This window comes from Mesorhizobium sp. WSM4829, from assembly GCF_055811475.1.
Map to the genome: position 1 here is coordinate 175,070 of NZ_JBVVQJ010000004.1, position 24,491 is coordinate 199,560.

The following is a 24,491-nucleotide window of genomic DNA, read 5'->3' on the forward strand; positions in this document are numbered from 1 at the left end:
TTTCTCGACATAGGCAGCAACCATGCGCCTGTCTGGGAACGGAGTCGCATCATCGGCGTTACCGGCCAACCAAACGCTGCGATGATATGGAGGAACGGCGTGATCGACTTGACTGAGAAGGAAAAGCGCTTTCTCAAGCGCGTTGACACCATCACTCACGTTCCCTGGTCGAACAAAGTCACCGCCGCAGATTCCAAAGGCAAGCCAATGCGGATCGCACGGGCGACGTTTGCCCGATTAAGAGACGACGGCATCATCATCCGATCTACTAGCGACCTAACCTCGAACACCTACGTCATTAATTCTGCACCCGTGACGCCACAAGTCGAGGAAGTGCAGGAAGCGTCCTGATCGGGCGGGGACACGGCGGCGCGTCAATCCTCAACCTCACGCCGGCGCCGCCACCATTCTCTAGGCCGGAGGGTGATGACGCGCAAACATTCGCCGTCGAGCGTTCGCAATGAGAGAGGCGGGCGCTCATTCCGCCTCTCGGTGTCGGCTCAAAACGTCGTGCAGTTCACGGTGTTGCCGAAGCGGTTGCAAGTCGTCGTTTTCGGCTGACTGTTTTGCATGTTGGCAAATGCCGCATTCGCCCTGGCAGATGCCCTGCCGCGAGACGAAATGGACTCGTTTTGGATGCATTGGGCCATGGCCGGGGTCCCTGGCTCGAAGCCGTAGGAAACGCATCGGTTGCGGAAATAGGTTGCCTGTTCCGCCTGCGGTGTGGTGGCAAACCAAGCAGGTGAGCCAGGCATACCTAGGCCCGAACCGGAGCAGCCGCTTAAAAGGATGGTCGCGGCCCCTGCCGCCGCGAAAGTATGGTATTTGCGCATGCTGCCCCCTGCGCATGCACTGAACTTCAAAAGCTTCGGCCCCGCAAGGGCCGGCGCGGCGCGCAAATATCCCTTCGAAGCCGAACTTTGGGCAGCGCAGCTGGCGGCGTCGGTTCTCCAGCTGGCTTCCGCAGGGGACGCATCAGCATGAGCGCCGGCGTCAAGACAAAGGCGCTGGCTGCATTCGTGCGGCAGTGCCTTGATCCGCTGCCCGATGCCGTCCTCATCGACACGCACCACAATCAGCTCATGCGTCAGGCGCGCCGACTTCCTTGGCGCAAGGCTGATGCTGTCACCAGCCTGGCAAGAGCGGAAACGGCTTACTGGCAAGAGAAAAGCATTCACGCGATGTACGTCCTGGAGGACGAGGACAAATCTAGCGCCTATTCTGACAAACGGATGATCAGCGTCGACAGGAGCCGGCAGGCTGTGGCCGATCAAATCCGAGTTCCAGCGCCCGATCTAATGGCCGTCCAAATGGAAGCGAGAAGCCGCAAAGGACCGATATCTGCCGATCGGCGGGGACGAAGTCGCCAAGCTCATTGCGGCGGACGAGGCGTTTCTTGCAGCGCATCCGATCACGAAGCAACCCCGTAGAAAACGCGGGTTGGGCGACCATCACTGAACCCCGGCAAACTGCGATAGCCCGCTGCCTCACGGTGGCGGGCTTTTTGCTGGGGCGGACAGTCCCAGCTTGGAAATGTGCGGAACCGTACGAAGCGGATTGCACGGCAACCAACGCGGTGGCCGGGCATTAATTTAGCAAAGCATCAAATAGGAAAGCATCGGGAGGAAGACCATGCTGCACCTTAACATGCCTGGCGAATTTGAGGTCGGCGATGAGGTTGCGCTAGCAGGTACCGTCATCTCCATTCTCCCTAGCGGCCGAGCCAGAGTGAGCATTCCATCCTATGACCATCCTTACACGCTAGAGCCGCCACCCAAAGCCCGGGCCGGCGACCGAGTAGTTCTTGTTGGGGACGTCACCCGCATCGATCGCGGAGCAGACAAACTCACCGTGCGGATTGACTGCGGCGGCGTGATTACGGTCGCCAGGTCGGCAATCACTCGGCTGAGGAAGCACCGCCGGGCTTCAGCCGGTTGACGCTACGGCGACACAACGGCCTGCGCTCGTCGGCATACGGAACATGCAAGCGTATCGTGCCTCAAGCCAATCTAACTTCGAGGGACCTAGGCCTGCGCTAAAAAGTCCGAACATTTCCCATCCCCTCGCCTTTCGGCAAATCTGGCGGAAAACGGAGACTAGGCAAATTTTGCGACCCCCAAAAAGCGCCTCGGGGTGCCGCGGCGGTGCCCCGAACGATTTCAGGGCAACAGGCCCCCGAGGGGGAGAATGCTAATCAACTGAAATCATTATAGAAATTTTGGTGGAGCCAATCGGAATCGAACCGACGACCTCTTGAATGCCATTCAAGCGCTCTCCCAACTGAGCTATGGCCCCACTCCGGCAGTCAACCGGCGCCGTTGCCGGCGAAGAGATCGGCGCGGGTTGAGACCGCGCCGTTAGTGCAGGCGGCTTCTAACCCCGCCTTCCGTCAATATCAAGCCTTTAAGAGCCGCTTTTTATTAACACCCCGCGAAAGTCGGTGGGTACTGTAGGAGAGGCCGGATCAGACTTCGTCGTCGTCGTCGCCGACGCCGATCATGTCGGCGACATCGTCGTCCTCTTCCTCTTCGTCGGCGAGGAAGGTATCGTCGTCGTCGCCGAGGTCCACATCGTCCTCGTCATCGCCGAGATCGGGAAGATCGTCGGGCTTCGCATCCTCGTCCGCCTCTTCGAGCGAGACGACCTCGACGCCCTCTTCCTCCTCGGCGTCGACTTCCTTCTCGGCAACTTCCTCTTCCTCCTCAAGGGCGGCAATCTTGCCTTCCTCGAAATAAGAGCGGGGATAGTTCTTGCCGGTATAGGGCGAGACGATCGGATCCTTGTTCAGATCATAGAATTTTTGACCCGTCTCGGGGTCGATACGTTTGGTGCCAAGTTCGGGTTTTGCCACAGCAAGCCTCGTCGATGAAAGTTTGGTCCCCATAACCACAGTTTACGGCGCTGTCAAAGCCTAAAGCCAAGGTCACAAATCCCCGCGTTGAGCGACCTCTTGCAAGGGGATGACCATTTCCGTCCGCCGTGATACGAGACCGCGCAAACCAGAAGAAAAAGGCCGGCCACCGGCGTTTTTCACCCAAGGAAAACCCATGTCGCATACTGCCGCCCCGAAACCGGCCACCGCCCGCAAATCGCCAGCGCTTTCAGGCACAGCACGGGTGCCCGGCGACAAGTCGATCTCGCACCGCTCGTTCATGTTCGGCGGCCTCGCCTCCGGCGAAACCCGCATCACCGGCCTGCTGGAAGGCGAGGACGTGATGCGCACGGGCGCCGCGATGAAGGCAATGGGCGCGCATATAGAGAAGCGCGGCGCTGAATGGGTGATCCGCGGCACCGGCAACGGCGCACTGCTGCAGCCGGAAGGCCCGCTCGATTTCGGCAACGCCGGCACCGGCTCGCGCCTCACCATGGGCCTGGTCGGGACCTACGACATGGAGACGACCTTCATCGGCGACGCCTCGCTGTCCGGCCGGCCGATGGGCCGCGTGCTCGAGCCGCTGCGCCAGATGGGCGTGCAGGTGCTGAAGGCGACGCCCGGCGACCGCATGCCGATCACGCTGCGCGGCCCCAAACACGCCGCGCCGATCACCTACCGCGTGCCGATGGCCTCGGCCCAGGTGAAGTCGGCGGTGCTGCTCGCCGGGCTGAACACGCCCGGCATCACCACCGTCATCGAGCCGGTGATGACGCGCGACCACACCGAAAAGATGCTGCAGGGATTCGGCGCCAATCTGTCGGTCGAGACCGACGAGCGCGGCGTGCGCCACATCTTCATCGAGGGCCAGGGCAAGCTCACCGGCCAGACAATCGCTGTGCCGGGCGACCCGTCATCGGCCGGTTTCCCGCTGGTGGCGGCGCTGATCGTGCCGGGCTCGGACATTAAAATCGAAAACGTGCTGATGAACCCGACCCGCACCGGTCTTTTGTTGACGCTACAGGAAATGGGCGCCCGGATCGACGTTCTCGACCCGCGCAACGAAGGCGGCGAGGATGTCGCCGATCTGCGGGTACGCTATTCCGAGCTGAAGGGCGTCACCGTGCCGCCCGAACGGGCGCCGACGATGATCGACGAATATCCGGTGCTTGCTGTCGCGGCGAGCTTTGCCGAGGGCGAGACGCTGATGCAGGGGCTGGAAGAGTTGCGGGTGAAGGAATCTGATCGGCTGTCGGCAGTGGCCGAAGGGCTGAAGCTCAACGGCGTCGACTGTACCGAAGGCGAGGCCACACTGGCCGTGCGTGGAAAACCCGGCGGCAAGGGGCTTGGCCAACATCCGAACGGAAAGAGCACCATCGTCCAGACCCATCTCGACCACCGCATTGCCATGAGCTTTCTCGTCATGGGACTGGCAACGGAAAAGCCTGTCACCATCGACGACCAGGCGATGATCGCGACCAGCTTTCCGGAATTCATGGGGCTTATGAAGGGGCTGGGGGCGGAGATCGAGTGACAGTTGATGGCAATCAATAGCCTTGGAGCGTGGGACCAAATTGGAACGTCGGCGGGACAGCGCCCCCCTCTGTCCTGCCGGACATCTCCCCCACAAGGGGGGAGATTGGCGGCTTGGCCGCTCCGCTCAACCCTGCAACTTAGACACCTGCAACTTAGACAATTGGCGAAAGCCGCGATGACGGCCGATCTCCCCCCAAGTGGGGGAGATGTCCGGCAGGACAGAGGGGGGCGCGAAGGATCGCCACGCCTGTCTGGATCATTGCAATTTTCGGTTACGGTGGGCGGCGAATGACCCCAACCTTCACCATCGCCATCGACGGCCCAGCAGGCGCGGGCAAAGGCACCCTTGCCCGCCGACTGGCCGACCATTACCGGCTGAACCTGCTCGACACCGGCCTCACCTATCGCGCGGTGGCGCACGCGCTGCTTCGGCTCGGCCTGCCGCTCGACAATGTCTCGGCCGCCGAGACCGCTGCCCGCCAGGTCGACCTGGCAAAACTCGATCGGACGGTGCTGTCGGCGCATGCGGTCGGCGAAGCGGCTTCGAAAGTGGCTGTTTTCCCTTCGGTGCGGCGCATACTGGTTGAAAAGCAGCGCGAATTCGCCAAAACGCCGCCGGGCGCCGTGCTCGACGGCCGCGACATCGGCACCGTCGTCTGTCCCGACGCCGACATAAAACTCTATGTGACGGCGAGCGCCGAGGTGCGGGCACAACGCAGGCTGGCCGAGATCGAGAGCATCGGCGGTACCGCCGATTTCAACGATATCCTCGCCGATATCCTGCGCCGCGACGAGCGCGACATGGGCAGAGCCTCCTCGCCGCTGAAGCCGGCCGCCGACGCGCACTTGCTCGATACGTCGGAAATGGCTATAGAAGCCGCGTTCCTGGCGGCCAAGGCGATCATCGACGACGTTCTGACCAAGAGAAACAAAGCCTGAGCCGGGTTTTGGTCCCGTTGCCGATTGCCGGCGGCGAAAAGATACCCATATCGGGCACGAACCAGCCTGCCAGCATTCTTCATGCGCCGGAATTGCCGCTTAGGCGGCCAAGGGCTTTTTAAGCCCGGAACGCCGGCAGGCCAACGCAACGCTAACCCACGGCGCCCGCCCCGCTTGAGATGCGGGGCATTCCAGGAGAAACTATGTCAGTTGCAAATCCCACTCGCGATGATTTCGCGAGCCTGCTCGAAGAATCTTTTTCCGCCGGCCATTCCGGCGAAGGCCAAGTCGTCAAGGGCACGATCACTGCGATCGAAAAGGACATGGCAATCATCGACGTCGGCCTCAAGGTCGAAGGTCGCGTGCCGCTGAAGGAATTCGGCGTCAAGGGCAAGGATTCGACGCTTAAGGTCGGCGACACGGTCGAGGTCTATGTCGAGCGCATCGAGAACGCGCTTGGCGAAGCGATGCTTTCGCGTGAGAAGGCCCGCCGCGAAGAGAGCTGGGTCCGTCTCGAAGAGAAGTTCACCAAGGGCGAGCGCGTCGAAGGCGTCATCTTCAATCAGGTCAAGGGCGGCTTCACCGTCGATCTCGACGGCGCCGTGGCCTTCCTGCCGCGCAGCCAGGTCGACATCCGTCCGATCCGCGACGTCTCGCCGCTGATGCACAATCCGCAGCCTTTCGAGATCCTCAAGATGGATCGCCGCCGCGGCAACATCGTGGTGTCGCGCCGCACCGTGCTCGAGGAGAGCCGCGCCGAACAGCGTTCGGAAATCGTGCAGAACCTCGAAGAGGGCCAGGTGGTCGAAGGCGTCGTCAAGAACATCACCGACTATGGTGCGTTCGTCGACCTCGGCGGCATCGACGGCCTGCTGCATGTCACCGATATGGCATGGCGCCGCGTCAACCATCCGACCGAAATCCTCAACATCGGCCAGACGGTCAAGGTGCAGATCATCCGCATCAACCAGGAAACCCACCGCATCTCGCTCGGCATGAAGCAGCTCGAGAGCGATCCGTGGTCCGAGATCGGAACGAAATTCCCGATCGGCAAGAAGATCAAGGGCACCGTCACCAACATCACCGACTACGGCGCGTTCGTCGAGCTGGAGCCGGGCATCGAGGGTCTCATCCACGTTTCGGAAATGTCGTGGACGAAGAAGAATGTACATCCCGGCAAGATCCTGTCGACGACGCAGGAAGTCGACGTGGTGGTGCTCGAGGTCGATCCGGCCAAGCGCCGCATCTCGCTCGGCCTCAAGCAGACGCTCGAGAACCCGTGGCAGGCTTTCGCCAGCAGCCATCCGGTCGGCAGCCAGGTCGAGGGCGAGGTCAAGAACAAGACCGAGTTCGGCCTGTTCATCGGCCTCGAAGGCGATGTCGACGGCATGGTCCATCTTTCCGACCTCGACTGGACCCGTCCGGGCGAGCAGGTGATCGAGGAGTACAATCGCGGCGACATCGTCAAGGCGCAGGTGCTCGACGTCGACATCGACAAGGAGCGCATCTCGCTCGGCATCAAGCAGCTGGCCAAGGATACGGCCGGCGAGGCGGCGACTTCAGGCGAACTGCGCAAGAACGCGGTCGTCACCTGCGAGGTTACCGGCGTCAAGGATGGCGGTCTGGAAGTGCGGCTGGTCGACAGCGGCATCGAGACCTTCATCAAGCGCTCCGACCTCAGCCGTGACCGCGACGAGCAGCGCCCCGAGCGCTTCACGGTCGGCCAGAAGGTCGATGCCCGCGTCATCGCCTTCGACAAGAAGACCCGCAAGCTGCAGGTCTCGATCAAGGCGCTGGAAATCGCCGAAGAGAAGGAAGCGGTCGCCCAGTACGGCTCGACCGACTCCGGCGCTTCGCTGGGCGACATCCTGGGCGCCGCGCTGAAGAAGCAGGGTAGCTAGGTCCACTAACGCCGCGCCTCGCGCGGCCTGTTAAAAAACCCCGCCGGAGCGATCCGGCGGGGTTTTGTTTGACCATGGTCAGAGCATCGTAACCCCAAACTTGGCAAACCGGAAATCCGCGCTCAAACAAAGAGATAGATCAGGCCCTGCCGTAAAGCGGCACCAGTGTGCCGCTCATCGCCAGATTGGCCGGCGATGCGAGGTAGGCGATCGCTTCCGCCGCCGCTTCGAGGCTGACCCATTTGCCGAAATCGGCGGCCGGCATGTCAGCCCGGTTGGCCGGCGTATCGAGGGTCGAGGGCGCGACCGCATTGACCAGGATGCCCTTGCCCTTGAGTTCTTCCGCCATCGCCACCGTCATTGCCGCGACCGCTGCCTTGCTGGCGGCATAGGCGATCATGCCGGAACCGCGCCGCAGGTCGAGGCCGGCACGCGCCGTGATATTGACGATGCGGCCCGACACGGAAGATTCCAGCATTGAGCGGATCGCCGCGCGGCAGCACAGGAAGGTGGTGCGGGCGTTGGTGTCCATCATTTCGGCAAAAGACGCGGGCTCGATCTTCTCGACCGGCGCGGCGGTGAAGCCGCCGGCCAGATGGATGGATGCCCACAAATCCGTAACACTGGCGAAGAACGCATCGACCTTGGCGGGATCGGCGAGATCGACATTGTGCGCCAGCCTGACACGCTCATGTGCCGGGAAGGGAAAATGCGCGGGCGCGGCGGCATGGGCGTTCGGCACATGGCAGATCGCGCCCTGCTCCAGCAGTTTGCCGACAACCGCGCCACCGAGCGCTCCGGTGCCGCCGGTCACCACAACATGCCTGCCGTCCAGTGTATCCGTCATCTACGACCGCTCCTGTCACTCATATGCCGCTGCTCGCCGCCGCCGAAGGTCGCGCCTTTCGCGCGATCACTCAACCGAAATCTTGATGACGCAGCGCCGCTTGTGTGCGTCAGAACGTCGGCCATCCGACGCGGATCGCATCCCAGGCAGACGCTGCCACAGCACTCAATCGATGGTGATCTCGATGACATACGGCAGTCCGGTCGCCCGCCCGCGCTTGAGTGCGTCTGCCAGATGACCGATGCCGGCGAGCCGCTCGGCGGCAATGCCATAGGCCTCGGCCAACTTGCAGAAATCAGGCGGCGCCGGCGAGACGCCGACCGGCTCGACGCCGACATCGAGCATCGAGGTTTCGATTTCGCGATAGCCGAGATTGTTCCAGACGACGAAGATCACCGGCGCCGCAGCGTCGAGCGCGGCGCCCAGTTCCGGCAGCGTGAACTGGAAACCACCGTCGCCGGTGAGACAAACGACCGGCGCATCAGGCACGGCAAGGGCTGCGCCGATCGCCGCCGGCGGACCATAGCCCAGCGCGCCGAAGCCGGTGGCGGCGTTGAACCAGCCGCCCGGACGGTCGTGATCGTAATAGAGGTTGGCGGCATAGACCGGCTGGGTCGAATCGCCGACGATGATCGAACCCGGCAATGCATCGCGGATCATCTCGACGGCGCGGGTTTGCGCCTGGAGGGCCGGGGCCATTTCGGCAAAGGCTGCTTGCCTTGTCGCAGCGGCGCGAGACTGGCCGTCGCCCGATGGCGGCTGGTCCGTACCAATCTCGACAACCAGCGCCTCGAGTGCTGCGCCGCAATCGGCATGGATCGAAATCCGGGCGGGCCGGCGGGCAAGCTGGTCGGCGCCGATGTCGATGCGGATCAGATTGGACGGCAGGACAAAGCCACCGTCGCTATATCCGTCGTAGTCGGTCGGGCCGAATTCGGTGCCGGCGGCAATGACCAGATCGGCCTCGGCCATCAATGCACGCACCGCCTTCAGACTGGGGCTGGCCGGCACGCCGAGCGGATGGCGGTGCAGCAGGCCGCGGGCATTGGCCGTCTGGACAACCGGCGCTCCCAGCCTTTCGGCAAGGCGCTGCAACGGCGCTTCGGCTCTCTTGGCGCCGCCGCCGGCAAGGACCAGCGGGCGGCGGGCAGCCGCGCAAAGTTTTGCCGCCTCTGCTATATCAGCCGGATTCGGCTCGGGCGGCGCGACATTCGTCAGCAAAGCGGCGATGCCGCCGGCCGGCTTGACCATGATATCGGTCGGGATCTCGATGTGCACCGGGCCCGGACGCGACGACGAAAACAGGGCGAAGGCGCGGGCAAGAACGCCCGGCAGTTCGTCGGCGTCGGTGACACGGTGCGAAAACAGCGCGACCTTTTCCATCATGCCGCGCTGGTCGGGCAGTTCGTGCAGATGGCCAAGGCCCTTGCCCAGTGTCGGCGTGGCGTTGACGCCCGAGATCACCAGCATCGGAACCGAATCGGCACGGGCCTGGCCCATGGCGGTGATGGTGTTGGTCAGCCCCGGTCCGGTGATGACGAAGGCGATGCCGGGCCTGCCGCCGGCGCGCGCATAGCCGTCGGCCATGAACCCGGCGCCCTGTTCATGACGCGGGGTGACGTGGCGAATCTTCGAGCGCGCCAGGCCGCGATAGAGTTCGACCGTATGCACACCCGGAATGCCGAAGACCGTATCGACATCATGGGCTTCGAGCAAAGTGATGAGCGCTTCGCCGACTGTCGTCATTGCCTGAGCACCGGGCGTGTGAGGCAGGTCGGCCCGCCCTCGCAGGCGATGCACAGTGCGTCCGCCTCGAAGGTTGAAACCCTGCAGCCGGCGGCCGTTATGGCCGCCGCCGTCTTCGGGAAGCCGGCAACGGCGATCACCTCGCGCGGCGCGGTCGGCAGCACATTGAGGCTGAGGCCGTTGGAGGCGAAGAACTCCCCGGCGTCGCCTTCGACCAGGCGAATGCCTCGCGCCCGCAGCATCTGGTAGAAGGCAGCCGGCAAAAGCGGTGCATAGACCAGCGCCAGATCGTCGTCGAGCGGACTGATCACCGACATCAGATGCAGGCAGGCGTCCTCGCCATGCCAGAGCGGCAGGTCGTAGCCATAGACCTGGATACCCTTGGGGGTGAGCAGGTTGGCGAGTTGCTGGATGCCGTCCTGGTTGGTGCGCACACCGCGGCCGACGGCCAGGGTCCCTGAATCCACCCAGACGCAATCACCGCCCTCGACCTGTCCGGGAGGCTCGATGCGGCCGAGGATTGGTACGCCCATGCGCTTGTAGGCCGCCTCGTGCAGACCGGGCTCGGCACGGCGCAGCGCCTTGCCCATGGCGAGGATGATGGCGCCGTGGTCGGTCATCAACGATGGATCATGCGTGAAGACCGAATCGGCAAGCCCGTCATCGGCGTCGGTCAGCCATTCGATCGCGGCGCCGGACGCAAGAACCAGCGTCGTCAGCGCCTCATGCTGGGCGGCGGCCTTTTGCGGATCGAAGCCCGCACCATAGTGCCATTCCGATGCTTTGGCGCGGGCCATAGCGCTTGCGGCGGACCGCATCAGCACGCGCTGCAGGGGCCCGGCCATGGACTGCGACCCGTATTCTTTTGCCAACAAGTGCTCCTTAAACGCCCATCCCAGCCAATAGCCACTCAGCGAGCCGTGATCAATGGTCCAAAAAGCATGGTTGACGGAGGCAAGCGGAACGGTACATCTTGAAAATGAGAAGTCTGTCCAGTGATGGTAATGGGTAAAAAATTCCAGCAGCGACGGGTCCAGCCACTTCGTGAGGCACCCCAAAGGTGATAGCGCAAGGCACGGCCCCCGCCCTGAAGCACACGGCGCAGAACGACGCTGCCGAAGCCATCCATGTCGAGAACCTGCATAAAAGATTCGGCGAACTGCATGTGCTGAAGGGTGTTTCGCTGTCGGCGCGCGACGGTGAGGTCATCGCCATCATCGGCGGCAGCGGCTCGGGCAAATCGACGCTGCTGCGCTGCATCAATTGCCTGGAGAACCCGACCAGCGGCATCGTTCGCGTCAATGGCGAAGAGATCCGGATGAAGGCCGACAGCCACGGCCACACCGTTCCCGCCGACCGCAAGCAGATCGAGCGCATCCGCTCCAAGCTCGGCATGGTCTTCCAGAATTTCAATCTGTGGAGCCACATGACGCTCATCGAGAACGTCATCGAGGTTCCGGTGCATGTTCTGGGCGTCAAGCGCGATGTGGCCATCGCCGATGCGGAAAAGCTGCTTGCCCGCGTCGGCCTGGCCGAAAAGCGCGATGTCTATCCGGCCTATCTGTCAGGCGGCCAGCAGCAGCGTGCGGCCATCGCCCGGGCGCTGGCCATCAATCCGCGCGTCATGCTGTTCGACGAGCCGACCTCGGCGCTCGACCCGGAACTGATCGGCGAGGTGCTGAAGGTGATCGGCGACCTGGCACGCGAAGGCCGCACCATGGTGCTGGTCACCCATGAGATGAAGTTCGCTCGCGAGGTCGCGACACATGTCGTCTATCTCTACAACGGACTGGTCGAGGAAGAAGGGCCGCCGGAGCAGATTTTTGGCGCGCCGAAATCCGAAAGGCTGAAGCAATTCATCCGCAACATCGGTTAAGCCGAGGCGGACGAAAAACGGGAACAACAACAAACTGGGAGTTTTTGGCATGAAGACCGTTCTGAAAACATTTGCCGCAGCACTTCTGCTCGGCGTCGCCGCGATGGGCATGGCAAAGGCCGAGCCGGTCAAGATCGGCGTCGCTGCCGAACCCTATCCGCCGTTCACCTCGCCGGATGCTTCCGGCAAATGGGTTGGCTGGGAGATCGAATTCATCGACGCCGTCTGCGCCGAGCAGAAACTCGATTGCGTCATCACCCCCGTCGCCTGGGACGGTATCATCCCGGCGCTGACGACCAAGAAGATCGACGTCATCGCCAGTTCGATGACGATCACCGACGAACGCAAGAAGACGATCGATTTCTCCGACAAATATTACAACACCCCGACCGCCATCATCGGTCCAACGGACCAGAAGTTCGGCGCTACACCGGAAGATCTCAAGGGCAAGATCATCGGCGTCCAGGTTTCGACCGTGCATGCCGACTACGTCAAGAAGCACTTCACCGAAGCAGCGGAAATCAAGGAATACCAGACGCAGGACGAAGCCAATCAGGATCTTGCCGCCGGTCGCCTCGATGCGGTGCAGGCTGATTCCATCGCGCTCGACGCATTCCTGAAATCGGATCAGGGCAAGCAATGCTGCGACCTGAAGGGCATGGTCGCGCCGGATTTGGCCGTTCTCGGGCCCGGCATCGGCGCTGGTGTCCGCAAGGAAGATACCGAGTTGAAGGAGAAGATCAATGCCGGCATCAAGGCTATCCGGGCCAACGGCAAATATGACGAAATCAGCAAGAAATATTTCGATTTCGACATCTACGGCGACGATCCGCAGGCGAATTGACGGCATCCCTGAGCGAATAACCATGCGGCGCGGACAGCGCGCCGTGTGGCTTCGTCGAAATCCACCCACGCAAGCTTTCCGCTGACGGCATTGCCGACGGTTTTGGTGCCAGCAATTCGGGGCGACGCTGATCGACGCATTTCTTCCGGCCTCTGTGGCCCGCATCATCGAACTGCTTTCGCCGACGCCACCCGGCTGGGGCGGAATGCTTCTAGTCGGACTGCTCCACTCGGTCGAGATCGCTGCCGGTGCGTTCGGTCTCGGCCTCGTCATTGGCATTTGCGGTGCGTATGGCAAGCTCTATGGCGGGCCCGTGGTGCGCGATCTGCTGGCGGTCTATACGACGATCGTCCGCGCCGTGCCGGAGCTGGTGCTGATCCTGCTGCTCTATTATGCCGGCACCGATCTGATCAACCAGTTGCTGACGGCAATGGGATATCAGCGCATCGATATCAGCGGGCTGGTGGCCGGCATTGCCGTGCTCGGCTTCGTCCAGGGCGCTTATTCGACAGAAGTGATGCGCGGCGCGATCCTTGCCATTCCGCAGGGACAGATCGAAGCCGCGCGCGCCTATGGCATGTCTCCCGGCCTGCTGCTGCGACGCATCACGCTGCCGGCGATGCTGCCTTTCGCCATACCCGGCCTTGCCAATCTCTGGCTGATCGCCACCAAGGACACCGCCCTGCTGGCGGTCGTCGGCTTCTTCGAACTGACATTGGCGACGCGGCAAGCGGCGGGCGTAACCAAAGCCTATCTTACCTTCTTCCTCGCCGCGGGCGTAATCTATCTTCTGTTGACGCTGGTCTCCAATCTGATCATCGGCCGCATCGAGGTCTGGGCTCGGCGCGGCATGCCCTCGCTCAAGGAGGCGCGTTGATGGCTGTCGAAACAACCATCGTCAACGTAGCCGCCCGCGCGTCGCTGTGGTTGCAGCCGCACCGCATCGTGCTGATTGTGACTGGACTGGCGCTGGTTTTCGCGGCCGCTTTTTTCATGCGCTGGGACTGGCTGCCGCAATATTACGAAATGGCGCTTGTCGGCCTCTGGCGCACGCTCTGGATCCTCGCCGTCACCTGCACACTGGGCTTCCTGCTCGCCGTGCCGCTCGGATTGGCGCAGGCTGCCGGCCCGTTCTGGCTCGCGGCGCCTGCAAAGGCCTTCTGCACCGTCATCAGGGGAACGCCACTGCTGCTTCAGCTCTGGCTGCTCTACTATGGGCTCGGCTCGCTGTTTCCACAGTACCCATGGGTACGCGAGTCCTGGATGTGGCCGTATCTCAGGCAAGCATGGCCCTATGGCGTCCTGGCGCTGACCTTGTCCTTCGCCGGGTACGAGGGGGAAGTCATGCGGGGTGCCTTCGCCGGCGTGCCGAAAGGACAGTTGGAAGCGGCGCGCGCCTTCGGCATGAGCCGCTGGAAGATCCTGCGGCGGATCTGGCTGCCACAAGCCTTCTACCGGGCGCTGCCGACGCTGACCGGCGAAACCGTGCTGCAACTGAAATCGACGCCGCTGGTGGCGACCATCAGCGTGATCGACATATTCGCCGTCTCGTCAAAGGTGCGGCAGAGCACTTTCCTCACCTATGAACCCTTGCTGCTCCTGGCGTTGATCTATATGGCGATCACCGGCATCCTGGTCTTCGCCCTCGGCAAGATCGAGGCGCGGATCCCGAACAAGATTGGCTGATAGGGGAGTAGGGGAGTAGGGGAGTAGGGTCAGCCACTAGTCACATACACATTTCCATCCTATTCGCATTCACTGCTCACTATTCCCCTATTCCCTTACTCCCCTACTCCCCTAGGATCGCTACGATGCAACTCAGTCTCGACCAGGCGACAGGGCTGTGCCGGATGGCGGCGCTCGGCGCCGGCGCCAATGAGGAAGCGGCGCAGTCGCTTGCAGCCTCCGTCGTGGCGGCCGAGGCAGAAGGTCTGTCGACGGTCGGACTGTCGCATTTCATCGACTATCTCGAAGCGCTGGAGGCCGGCCGCATCGATGGCAAGGCCGAGCCGGTCGTCACCAGGCCGGCTTTGGCGATCTATCTCTCCGACGCGCGCGGCGGTCTGGCGCATACCGGCTTCGACCGCACCATCGACGATCTCGCCAAGGCGGCGCGCCTGTTCGGCGTTGCCATCTTTTCTCAGAAGAACGCCTATACATGCGGCGCGCTCGGCTATTTCACAGGACGGCTGGCCGCGCAGGGGCTGGTGTCCTTCGCCGCGACCAATGGACCGGCCGTGCTTGCCGGCTCCGGCTCGGTCAAGCCGGTCTATTGCACCAACCCGATGTCCTTCGCTGCGCCCGCCGCCGACGGTGCGCCGCTGGTGATCGACCAGTCGTCGAGCGCCACCGCCTTTGTCAACATCCGCAAGGCGGCTGACGACGGCAAGAGAATTCCAGAAGGCTGGGCACTGGACGCGAGCGGCAACCCGACCACCGATCCCGCCGCCGCCATGAAAGGCGCGATGCTTGCATTCGGCGGCCAGCGTGGCGCCAACATCGCGCTGATGGTCGAAGTGCTGGCGGCGGGCCTGTCGGGCGCCAACTGGTCACTCGATGCGCCATGGTTCACCGACGGACCGGACAGTCCCGGAACCGGCCTCTTCGTGCTGGCCGTCGAGCCCAAGCTGCTCGATCCAAATTTCGAGAAGCGCATGAAAGATCAACTCGACCGGTTGCGCCGCCGCTACGGCGTGCATGTCCCCGGCCGTGCCCGGGCCGAAGCGGCGGAGAAGGCAGCGGCACGGGGCATAACGGCTTCGAAAGCCGTGGTGCAGCGCATCTCCGAATTCGCCGCCCGGTATTCTTCCTGAAGGCGGCCTTCGGATAGTCGACAGCGGGCGTACTTGCCGTTACGCCCAGTCTGCCTCGTCGAGCCACGTTTCGGAAACAGCCGGAAACCCTCGCGTCGGCCGGGTTTTCCGGGCTCTCCGCAACTGACTCGTAACATGCATTTCCCGGTCAACTTTTGTTCATTTGACTTTGACTGGGGTGGCAGCTGTTTGCGCGGAGCAGCAAAAGAGGAACCCTAATGGCCGCAAGCACCCACAATCCCAGCACCAATCTTGTCGTTCCGGCCCTTGGCAGCCTCTATGCTGCGCTGAACACCACCTCTGAAACCATCCTGCGCGCCGTGGCCGGCATCTTCCTCACCATCCATGGCTCTGGCAAGATCATCGACCCGCTTGGCGCCGCCGCGATGGTCGAAGGCCTCGGCTTCTATCCTGGCGCGTTCTGGTCGGTGCTGCTGGCCTGCACCGAGTTCTTCGGCGGCATTTTCATCGCCATCGGTCTCTTGACCCGCCCGGCCGCCTTCGCCGGAATGTTCGTGCTCCTGGTCACCGTCTGGTTCCACTGGGTCACCCTGGGCGAGGGCTTTTCGGGTGCCGAAAAATCGCTGCTGTGGGCGGCGATACTGTTCTTTTTCGTCATCCGCGGCGGCAACCGCCAATCGGTCGACGCGCGCATCGGCAGGGCGTTCTGAACCAGCCGACACCGCGGCAAACGGCGACAAAGGATCGCCCTTTGCCTTCGGCGCGAAACGGATTATGAACGGCTTCAGCCAAGCCCAGTAAATCTGGAAAGCGCGCCGGAGCCAGCCATGACCGAAATCCTGCAGACCCCAAAGCTCGTCGTCGTGTTCGGCGGCTCCGGCTTTGTCGGCCGCCATGTGGTGCGGGCGCTGGCCCGGCGTGGCTATCGCATCAGGGTCGCCTGCCGCCGGCCCGATCTCGCCGGCCATCTGCAGCCGCTCGGCAATGTCGGCCAGATCCAGCCGGTGCAGGCCAATATTCGCGTGCGCTGGTCGGTCGACCGCGCCGTGCAGGGCGCCGACCATGTCGTCAATTTGGTAGCCATCCTGCATGAGAGCGGCCGGCAGAAATTCACGCCCGTCCACGAGTTCGGCGCACGCGCGGTCGCCGAAGCGGCGCACGCCGTCGGCGCCGGGCTCACCCATATCTCGGCGCTCGGCACCGATCTGAACGCGCAATCCGAGTATGCGCGCACCAAGGCGCTCGGTGAAAAAGCGGTCCTGGAGACGATCGAGGATGCGGTCATCTTGCGGCCCTCGATCAATTTCGGCCCCGAGGACAGCTTCTTCAACCGCTTCGCCAGCATGGCGCGCTATTCGCCGGTCCTGCCACTGATCGGCGGCGGGCGGACCAAATTCCAGCCGGTCTATGTCGGCGATGTCGCCGAAGCGGTGGCGCGCTCGGTCGACGGCAAAGTCCAGGGTGGCCGGATCTACGAGCTTGGCGGACCTCAGGTGCTCACCTTCAAGCAATGCATGCAGGAAATGCTTGCCATGATCGACCGCAAGCGGTTGCTGGTGTCGGTGCCGTGGTGGGTGGCGAACATGCAGGCATCGATCCTCGGGCTTTTGCCCAATCCGCTGCTGACCAAGGATCAGGTCCTGCAGCTGCGCGGGGACAACATCGTCTCGGAAGCGGCCATCAGGGAAAACCGGACGCTCGCCGGTCTCGATATCCAGCCACAGTCGATCGGCAGCATCCTGCCGAGCTATCTCTGGCGCTACCGGCCCGCCGGCCAGTTCCAGCGCAAGACGGCGGAATAGCCAATCAGGCGGCTCAAAGGCGGCGCGTGACCTGCATCGGCAGGCCGCCCTGCGGTTGCGTCGTCAGTTTCTGCACCGGCCACGGTTTGGTTTCGGCGGTGGTATCGAAGCGGAAGCGCGACAGCATGATCGCCAGAGCAATGATCGCCTCCTGCATGGCAAAGCTGGCGCCGATGCAGACGCGAGGACCGGCGCCGAACGGCAAATACTGAAAACGGTCGATCTTCTCGCGATTTCCCGGATGGAAACGTTCTGGCATGAAGGCGTCGGGCCTGTCCCACAGCTTGCGATGGCGGTGGACGACCCAGGGCATGACCAGCACCGCGGCACGCCTCGGTATGTAGAGGCCGTTCCAGGTTTCGGGCTCGATCGGCTCGCGGTTGATCGACGGCGCCGGCGGATAGAGCCTGAGCGCCTCGTCGAAGGCGGCGCGGGTGAACGGCATGGCGTCGAGCCACTTTGTCGGGTCGGGCTCGCGCGCCAGCACGGCGTCGATCTCGCGCTCGACCTTTTCGCGCTCCCAAGGCGCTTCGGCCAGGCAATAGAGCGTCCAGCCGAGCGCACGCGCCGTGGTCTCGTGACCGGCGCCGATGAAGGTGATGATGTTGTCCTCGACCTCGGCGCGCGTCAGCCCGTCCGGTCCCTCCGCCTTGAGCAAAAGCGTGAGGAAATCCTGCGGCACCTTGTCCGGATCGCGCTTGAGCCGCTCTTCGCGCATCTTGACGGTGTCGGTGACGATCTTGCGGAAATAGGCCATGGTTTTGCGGCCGCGGATGCGGGTCAGGCGCGGCAGCCAGTCTGGCGCCCGCAACAGGTCGAGCGGATCGACGCGGCCCATGGTTTCGAACAGCCGGTCGATCTCCTTGGCGAAGCTGCCCGGCTCACCCGATATCTCACCGGAAAACAGTGTCTCGGCCAGGATGTCAAAGGTAAGCAGCGTCATGTCGTGGGCGATGTCCGACGTGCCGCCGCCCTCGTAGCGAGTGACGAACTCCCGCGTACGCCTCAGCATCGGCTCGGCAAAGCCGAAGATGTGGCGCGGCGTGAACACCGGCGCCATCGCCTTGCGTGAACGCCTCCAGACCTCACCCTCAGCGGTCAGCAGGCCGTCGCGCAGGATCGGCCGCAGGATCATCTGGCGCACCGTCGCCATCTTGTAGTTTTTGGCGTTGTCGACCAGCACGTGGCGAATGAGGCCGGGGTCGTTGGCGATGACCAGCGGCCCGCCGATGCCGGTCACCGAAATCCAGGGTTCGTTATAAGTCGGCTCGCCCCACAGTTCGAGCGGATTGCGATAGACGATGCGGATCATCTCCAGCGTCGAAGGCGGCGACGTGCGCGGCTTCGGCGCCGGCGGGACAAAGGGGGCGGGCTGACTGTCCATGGCGTGCTCCGCTGGTGAACTCAATGTAGTGGCTGGCAAGCCAAGCGTCCATGTTGCTGAACGGCAAGGGCGAAGCGCCCGCTCTCCGGAAATGTCACCGGGGCACCGGAGAGTAGATGATCGTCGGGAACAGGTCGGCCCGCTTTTGTGCGGCCGCTCTGTTCCCAAAACCGGTTCCACTTTTGGGTCCGATGCCGTGGCCCGCCAGGCGTGCTCTTCTTCCATTCGGAAATGCTTGCAAACCTTGGAAAAACCGCCTTTTGCACCTATATCTGGGCCATCAAGGACGCGCGATTCGGAGCCGATTTTTTGCGCTGGATGTGCGGCATCAATCAGACAGGTTTTCATGAGCGATCAGATCGACAACGCCAACGGCGCTGAGGCCGAGTACGGCGCCGATTCCATCAAGGTTTTGAAGGGCTTGGACGCCGTCCGCAAGCGGCCCGGCATGTATATCGGCGATACCGACGACGGCTCGGGCCTGCATCACATGATCTATGAGGTCGTCGACAACGCTATCGACGAGGCGCTGGCCGGCCATGCCGACCTCGTCACGGTGACGCTCAATCCCGACGGTTCGGTGACGGTCATCGACAATGGCCGCGGCATTCCGACCGATATCCACACCGGCGAAGGTATTTCGGCGGCCGAAGTGATCATGACGCAGCTGCATGCCGGCGGCAAGTTCGACCAGAACTCCTACAAGGTGTCCGGTGGCCTCCACGGCGTCGGCGTCTCGGTCGTCAACGCGCTGTCGGCCTGGCTGAAGCTGAAAATCCGCCGCAACGGCCAGATCTACGAGATGAGCTTCTCGCATGGCAATGCCGACGGACCGCTGAGGGTCACCGGCAGCTATGAGCAGCGCAAGGTTGCCGGCACCTATGAGGGGCGCAGCGGCAGCGAGATCACCTTCTTTCCGTCGACCGAGACCTTCACCATGGTCGAGTTCGACTTCGGCACGCTGGAGCACCGGCTGCGCGAACTCGCCTTCCTGAATTCCGGCGTGCGCATCATTTTGACCGATGCCCGTCATGCCGACGTCGTGCGCCATGAGCTGCATTATGATGGCGGGCTCGAGGAGTTCGTCAGATATCTCGACCGCGTCAAGAAGCCGCTGATCGACAAGCCGATTGCTATCAAGGCCGAGCGCGACGGTATCACCGTCGAAGTCGCCATGTGGTGGAACGACAGCTACCACGAGAACGTGCTGGCCTTCACCAACAACATTCCGCAGCGCGACGGCGGAACGCATCTTGCCGGTTTCCGCGGCGCGCTGACGCGCCAGATTACCGGCTATGGCGAATCCACGGGCCTCACCAAAAAGGAGAAGGTGGCGCTGATCGGCGACGATTGCCGCGAAGGACTGACGGCCGTGCTGTCGGTCAAGGTTCCCGACCCGAAATTCTCCTCGCAGACCAAGGACAAGCTGGTCTCGTCCGAAGTGCGTCCGGTGGTGGAAGGGCTCGTCAACGAGGCGCTCGGCACCTGGCTCGAAGAGCACCCGACCGAGGGCAAGGTGGTCATCGAGAAGGTCATCCAGGCGGCAGCGGCGCGCGAAGCCGCGCGCAAGGCGCGCGACATCACCCGCAAGAGCTCGCTCGGCGTCACTTCGCTGCCGGGCAAGCTGGCCGACTGCCAGGAACGCGACCCGGCGAAGTCCGAAATCTTCATCGTCGAGGGCGACAGCGCCGGCGGCTCGGCCAAGGGCGGCCGTTCGCGCCAGAACCAGGCCATTCTTCCGCTGCGCGGCAAGATCCTCAACGTCGAGCGGGCCCGATTCGACCGTATGCTCGGCTCCGACATGATCGGCACGCTGATCACCGCGCTCGGCACCTCGATCGGCAAGGACGAGTTCAACGCAGACAAATTGCGCTACCACAAGATCATCCTGATGACCGACGCCGACGTCGACGGCGCCCACATCCGCACCTTGCTGCTGACCTTCTTCTTCCGGCAGATGCCGGAGCTGATCGAGCGCGGGCATCTCTACATCGCCCAGCCGCCGCTCTACAAAGTGACGCGCGGCAAGAGCTCGCAATACATCAAGGACGAAAGCGCCTTCGAGGAATTCCTGATCGGCTCAGGACTGGAAGAGGCGTCGCTTGCGCTCAGCACCGGCGAGGTGCGGGCCGGGCAGGACCTGCGCAGCGCCATCGACGATGCGCTGGCAGTGCGCCAGCTCATCAACGGGCTGCACACCCGCTATAACAGAGGCGTGGTCGAGCAGGCGGCGATCGCCGGCGCGCTCAATCCGGACGTCTTCGTCGATCTCGGCCGGGCCAACGCTATGGCCGAGCGTGTCGCCCGGCGCCTCGACATCATCGCCGAGGACACCGAACGCGGCTGGACCGGCCGCATGTCGACCTCAAACGAAGGGGTCGGCGGCTATGTGTTCGAGCGCACGGTGCGCAGCGTCAAGGAGTTCGCGCATCTCGATCTGGCGCTGATCAATTCGGCCGACGCCCGCCAACTCGACCGCTATGCGCCGCGCCTCGCAGAGGTCTATGGCGAGCCGCCGGTGCTGCGCCGCAAGGATGTATCCGAAACCATCTCGGGACCGCTGGCGCTGCTCAATGCCGTGTTTGCCACCGGCCGCAAGGGCCTGACCATGCAGCGGTACAAGGGCCTCGGCGAAATGAACGCCGAGCAGCTCTGGGAGACCACGCTCGACCCGAATGTGCGCTCGCTTTTACAAGTCAAGGTCAATGACGCCACCGATGCGGACAGTCTGTTCTCGCGGCTGATGGGCGACGAAGTCGAGCCCAGGCGCGAGTTCATCCAAGAAAACGCGCTGTCGGTCGCCAACCTGGATATTTAAAGCCCAAGCAGCTGCTCAGCTTCGGACACTTAAGGTATTGGTAGGCCCAGGCCCACCAACGATCCCTGCTGCGTCGCAACAAAGGATCATGAGGGCCGGTCGGAACGGAAGAGCATCCAAGGCATTGTAATCGATCACAATCGCCGCAGGAGGCACTCATGGGACGTGGCATTTTGCTCTGGCTTCTCGGAGTCCCGATTCCGATCATTATTCTCATCATGCTTTTCGCACGTTAGGGGGCTGACATGCAGTCAACCCTAACGGCTGTAGACGTTTCCGCACCGACGGAATCCTCTTCTACCGCTGTCAGCTGGGGGCCAATCGTGGCCGGCGCCTTTGCTGCCTCGACGCTAACATTGATCCTGATGCTGCTCGGCTCCGGGCTCGGGCTGACGATGGTTTCGCCGTGGTCCGGCTTGAGCACCTCAGTCACAACTTTCGCGGCCTCCACGGCTGCGTGGCTGATCATCGTGCAGTGGCTGTCGTCGGCCGTAGGCGGTTATCTTGCCGGGCGCCTACGCACCAAATGGGTCGGCGTCCACACCGATGAGGTCTTTTTCCGCGATACCGCACACGGCTTCCTCGCCTGGGCGCTTGCAACGTTGCTTGTCGCCGGTGTGCTCGGCTCGGCGCTCTCCGCAGCTGTCGGAACCGGCGTCCACGCCGCTTCGACAGTCGCGTCGGGCGCGGCAATGGGCGCTTCGGCAGGTGCTACCGCAAACGCCGGAGGCGCCGCGACCGACAACGCAACGTCGTACTTCGTCGATGCGTTGTTCCGCCCGGCCGATGCGGCCAGGCTTGCTGCCGCCAACCCGGAGAGCGACGCGGCGGCGACGGCGCAGGCCTCGCGCATCTTGATCGCGAGCGCAGCAGCAGGGGAAGTGTCAGCCGACGACAAGACCTATCTGTCGCAGTTGGTAGCCGCCCGCACCGGGCTGTCGGAACCCGATGCCAGGGCCCGTGTCGATGCCGTGCTTGCCAGGGTCGAAGAGGCGAAGGTCCAAGCCCAGCAGGCTGCCGATACCGCCAGGAAAGCCGGTGCCACCTTCGCGCTGCTTGGCGCTCTGTCCCTGGTCGTCGGCGCTTTCATCGCAAGCGCCGCGGCAGCACTTGGGGGCAGGCAGCGCGACGACGAGGAGGCGGTCTTCCTGACCGACCGTTGATCGGTGCTTGAGGGTTCTATCGACGCCGAGACTTTCCCCGGCATCGACCGGTTGTTTTGACGACGTCATCGCCATGAACTGCGCGCTGAATTCGCCCAAACGAGCGTGCCCTATCTTCCGGCAGAAGTCGTCGGTGCCGGCTGGCTTGGCTCCAGTTTGCGGCCGAGATCGACGGCGTCACGCAGCACGCCGAGCGCGGCGGGCGCCGGCGGCAGGCTGCTGGTCCTCCACACCGAATCCAGGATTTTTTGCCCAGGTGCGGGTGGCACACCGCGTACCGTTACTGACTTTGGGCTCAACCTATTCAGGTTGGGCTGAGCGTCCCCCGATACGCCACGATCAGGCCGATCAGCGGCATCGAAATTTCCACATCGAAGCAGAATTGCCCGTCCCGTTCCGTTTCGAAGCTCGAGCCTTTGGGAAGGAGGAAGCCGGGCATTGGAATACCCAGCAGCGACCATCGTCTCGGAACCAGGGTCAGACGATCGTCGTCCACCACCAGAGCCAACGCGAAGGACGCGATCCCAAACCGTTCCATCAGAAGATGCTGGTCCCTCCCAGTGCCGGCCGACTGAATCGAAGAAAAACACTTGCCGTCGAAACTACGCATCCAGTGTTCAGAGCCGTTCTCGGGCGAAAATGTCACCGTGACCGGCACCCGTGGCGCAGCTTTCGGGAAGCCGACAAGCGCCGCCACGAACGCGGCCGCCGGGCCGCGACCGCGTCGTACCTCGGCGAAGCCCGTCCATTGGCGGATGGCGGTGCTGCCATGCAGATCCTGAAGTCGCGGAGCAAGTGAGGAGAAGGCGGATCCGAGAATCCCGCAGTACAGGGGCGCAACGTTCTCGTGTCCCCGAAACCCGGTGAATATCTTCCGGCTTTGGAACAGCGCCTCATAGTCGGCAAGCTCAAGGGCGCGGACCCCGGACCGTGCTCCGGCCTCCGGACGGGTGCCCGTCAGCAATTTGCGGATGATCGCTTCGATGGCCATCGATGGAATGTATGGCCCGTCATCCCCTTCGGCCAAAAGATGCCAGCTCCGTTCGGCGTCCTGCCCATCCGTGGTGCCGTACGCGCTGACGAACATACCGCCGCGATGCTCGCCAAAACGCATTCGGTTGAGCACCGCGTAGAAGAGACGCGAGAAAGGTTCCAGCGACGAGAGCCTGAGCCTCGCGCGCGCCTTCGCCAGGAGGTTGAGTGTCCGGTGCAAGATTTCCGGGACTGGCCCGGCTCCCATCCAGATATCGGTCATTGAGGGATGCTCGGGCGGGATGACCTGCAAGTCCGGCACGTCCACCAGCGAGAAACGGATGTTCCGGAGCGGCAGCCGGCCCGGCACCGCGATGGTGAAGCGCATGCTTTCAGCCAGACCGATGCCATGCGATTGCACCCCATGTCGTCGCAGCTTCACCGGAGCGCCAGCATAGCCCACCACCGCACGCATGACGTTGAGGCCGATTCCGGCATAGGGCGAAGGAGCGATGCCGCCTTTCACAGAGACGATGTCCATCGTCTTCGCCATCTCGCGCAGGACGGCGGCGGTCAGCACAGGAAAGCTGCTGATGCCCGATAGAATGAATATGCCTGCATCCTTTGCTTGCGCGTCGAACTGAGGCACGCCGAACACAAAGTCGGCGGCGTCGGCAAAGTCGAGATAGTCGATTCCAGCGTCGATGCAGGCCGAAATCACACGATAGCGATTGGTCCCATAATCTTGGAACGGCCCGGACGCGTCGACGACCAGATTGGGCCGTTGCGCGCGCAGGCCGGCCACAATTTCTACGCGATCAAGCGCAAGCGGCCGAACCCGGGCCTGCCCTCTGTAGCGCGCGTAGAACGCCTCGGCGCGAGAGAAGTCGCGGCCGCAGATGATGAGTTCAATTTCCGGTATGTCGGATAGGAGTTCCACCAGGCGCCCGCCGAAAACGCCGTATCCGCCCAGGATCAGGATTCTCATGCGTGCTGCGCTCTCTTGGCTCACAGAAG

General features: G+C 63.1%; 20 protein-coding genes and 1 tRNA gene. 13 read left to right on the forward strand and 8 right to left on the reverse strand.

Annotation, left to right across the window (positions count from 1 at the left end):
* Window positions 1-99: 99 nt before the first annotated feature.
* Window positions 100-351 (forward strand): hypothetical protein, encoded by a 252-nt coding sequence (locus AC0L17_RS06010; protein WP_473515136.1) that lies wholly within the window; start codon window positions 100-102, stop codon window positions 349-351.
* Between the two features lie 149 nt (window positions 352-500).
* On the opposite strand, the gene AC0L17_RS06015 is transcribed toward AC0L17_RS06010, so the two are convergent.
* From AC0L17_RS06015 to AC0L17_RS06025, 3 genes are all read right to left on the reverse strand, one after another.
* Complete coding sequence (locus tag AC0L17_RS06015; RefSeq protein ID WP_473515137.1) at window positions 501-1,178, reverse strand: hypothetical protein; 678 nt, start codon at window positions 1,176-1,178, stop codon at window positions 501-503.
* Between the two features lie 1,041 nt (window positions 1,179-2,219).
* Window positions 2,220-2,295, reverse strand: a tRNA-Ala gene (locus tag AC0L17_RS06020).
* Between the two features lie 169 nt (window positions 2,296-2,464).
* On the reverse strand, window positions 2,465-2,851 hold the full coding sequence (locus tag AC0L17_RS06025; RefSeq protein ID WP_027151510.1) for a TIGR02300 family protein: 387 nt from the start codon (window positions 2,849-2,851) through the stop codon (window positions 2,465-2,467).
* A gap of 196 nt (window positions 2,852-3,047) precedes the next feature.
* Between AC0L17_RS06025 and aroA the strand changes: the two genes are divergently transcribed.
* The 3 genes from aroA (at window position 3,048) to rpsA (ending at window position 7,248) form a co-directional block, all read left to right on the forward strand.
* Entirely contained in the window at window positions 3,048-4,406 is a 1,359-nt protein-coding gene (gene aroA / locus AC0L17_RS06030) for a 3-phosphoshikimate 1-carboxyvinyltransferase (protein ID WP_473515138.1), read from the forward strand.
* 290 nt (window positions 4,407-4,696) lie between these two features.
* Window positions 4,697-5,347, forward strand: a complete 651-nt coding sequence (gene cmk / locus AC0L17_RS06035; protein WP_473515139.1) for a (d)CMP kinase — start codon at window positions 4,697-4,699, stop codon at window positions 5,345-5,347.
* A gap of 203 nt (window positions 5,348-5,550) precedes the next feature.
* On the forward strand, window positions 5,551-7,248 hold the full coding sequence (rpsA, locus tag AC0L17_RS06040) for a 30S ribosomal protein S1 (RefSeq protein ID WP_027151507.1): 1,698 nt from the start codon (window positions 5,551-5,553) through the stop codon (window positions 7,246-7,248).
* A 139-nt stretch (window positions 7,249-7,387) separates the two neighbouring features.
* On the opposite strand, the gene AC0L17_RS06045 is transcribed toward rpsA, so the two are convergent.
* The 3 genes from AC0L17_RS06045 to AC0L17_RS06055 all read right to left on the reverse strand — a co-directional run bounded on the left by AC0L17_RS06045 (window position 7,388) and on the right by AC0L17_RS06055 (window position 10,686).
* A complete protein-coding gene (locus tag AC0L17_RS06045; protein WP_091592748.1) occupies window positions 7,388-8,095 on the reverse strand; it encodes an SDR family NAD(P)-dependent oxidoreductase in 708 nt (235 codons plus the stop codon).
* A 165-nt stretch (window positions 8,096-8,260) separates the two neighbouring features.
* Window positions 8,261-9,841, reverse strand: coding sequence for a 5-guanidino-2-oxopentanoate decarboxylase (locus tag AC0L17_RS06050; RefSeq protein ID WP_473515140.1), 1,581 nt, complete (start codon window positions 9,839-9,841; stop codon window positions 8,261-8,263).
* A complete protein-coding gene (locus AC0L17_RS06055) occupies window positions 9,838-10,686 on the reverse strand; it encodes a dimethylarginine dimethylaminohydrolase family protein (RefSeq protein ID WP_473515203.1) in 849 nt (282 codons plus the stop codon). The genes AC0L17_RS06050 and AC0L17_RS06055 overlap by 4 nt, the downstream gene beginning before the upstream one ends.
* A 218-nt stretch (window positions 10,687-10,904) precedes the next feature.
* On the opposite strand from AC0L17_RS06055, the gene AC0L17_RS06060 reads away from it, so the two are divergent.
* The 7 genes from AC0L17_RS06060 to AC0L17_RS06090 all read left to right on the forward strand — a co-directional run bounded on the left by AC0L17_RS06060 (window position 10,905) and on the right by AC0L17_RS06090 (window position 17,137).
* Window positions 10,905-11,717: an ABC transporter ATP-binding protein gene (locus tag AC0L17_RS06060; RefSeq protein WP_473495454.1), complete on the forward strand. Its 813-nt coding sequence runs from the start codon at window positions 10,905-10,907 to the stop codon at window positions 11,715-11,717.
* A gap of 49 nt (window positions 11,718-11,766) precedes the next feature.
* The gene (locus tag AC0L17_RS06065; RefSeq protein WP_473515141.1) at window positions 11,767-12,561 is read left to right on the forward strand and encodes a transporter substrate-binding domain-containing protein; all 795 of its coding nucleotides are present in this window, start codon (window positions 11,767-11,769) and stop codon (window positions 12,559-12,561) included.
* A 205-nt stretch (window positions 12,562-12,766) separates the two neighbouring features.
* The gene (locus AC0L17_RS06070; RefSeq protein ID WP_473515143.1) at window positions 12,767-13,438 is read left to right on the forward strand and encodes an ABC transporter permease; all 672 of its coding nucleotides are present in this window, start codon (window positions 12,767-12,769) and stop codon (window positions 13,436-13,438) included.
* On the forward strand, window positions 13,438-14,247 hold the full coding sequence (locus AC0L17_RS06075; RefSeq protein WP_023796783.1) for an ABC transporter permease: 810 nt from the start codon (window positions 13,438-13,440) through the stop codon (window positions 14,245-14,247). Before AC0L17_RS06070 ends, AC0L17_RS06075 begins: the two co-directional genes overlap by 1 nt.
* A gap of 125 nt (window positions 14,248-14,372) precedes the next feature.
* A complete protein-coding gene (locus AC0L17_RS06080) occupies window positions 14,373-15,374 on the forward strand; it encodes an Ldh family oxidoreductase (protein WP_473515145.1) in 1,002 nt (333 codons plus the stop codon).
* Window positions 15,375-15,592: 218 nt separating this feature from the next.
* Entirely contained in the window at window positions 15,593-16,045 is a 453-nt protein-coding gene (locus tag AC0L17_RS06085; RefSeq protein WP_473515146.1) for a DoxX family protein, read from the forward strand.
* A gap of 117 nt (window positions 16,046-16,162) precedes the next feature.
* Window positions 16,163-17,137, forward strand: coding sequence for a complex I NDUFA9 subunit family protein (locus AC0L17_RS06090; protein ID WP_473515148.1), 975 nt, complete (start codon window positions 16,163-16,165; stop codon window positions 17,135-17,137).
* A gap of 13 nt (window positions 17,138-17,150) precedes the next feature.
* Here AC0L17_RS06090 and AC0L17_RS06095 read toward each other — a convergent pair whose 3' ends face one another.
* Complete coding sequence (locus AC0L17_RS06095) at window positions 17,151-18,521, reverse strand: cytochrome P450 (RefSeq protein WP_473515149.1); 1,371 nt, start codon at window positions 18,519-18,521, stop codon at window positions 17,151-17,153.
* A gap of 346 nt (window positions 18,522-18,867) precedes the next feature.
* On the opposite strand from AC0L17_RS06095, the gene gyrB reads away from it, so the two are divergent.
* Both gyrB and AC0L17_RS06105 read left to right on the forward strand, forming a co-directional pair.
* Window positions 18,868-21,339: a DNA topoisomerase (ATP-hydrolyzing) subunit B gene (gene gyrB, locus AC0L17_RS06100; RefSeq protein WP_473515150.1), complete on the forward strand. Its 2,472-nt coding sequence runs from the start codon at window positions 18,868-18,870 to the stop codon at window positions 21,337-21,339.
* Window positions 21,340-21,584: 245 nt separating this feature from the next.
* On the forward strand, window positions 21,585-22,502 hold the full coding sequence (locus AC0L17_RS06105) for a hypothetical protein (RefSeq protein WP_287329539.1): 918 nt from the start codon (window positions 21,585-21,587) through the stop codon (window positions 22,500-22,502).
* A 304-nt stretch (window positions 22,503-22,806) separates the two neighbouring features.
* Here AC0L17_RS06105 and AC0L17_RS06110 read toward each other — a convergent pair whose 3' ends face one another.
* Window positions 22,807-24,462, reverse strand: a complete 1,656-nt coding sequence (locus tag AC0L17_RS06110) for a DUF4166 domain-containing protein (protein WP_473515152.1) — start codon at window positions 24,460-24,462, stop codon at window positions 22,807-22,809.
* Between the last annotated feature and the right edge of the window lie 29 nt (window positions 24,463-24,491).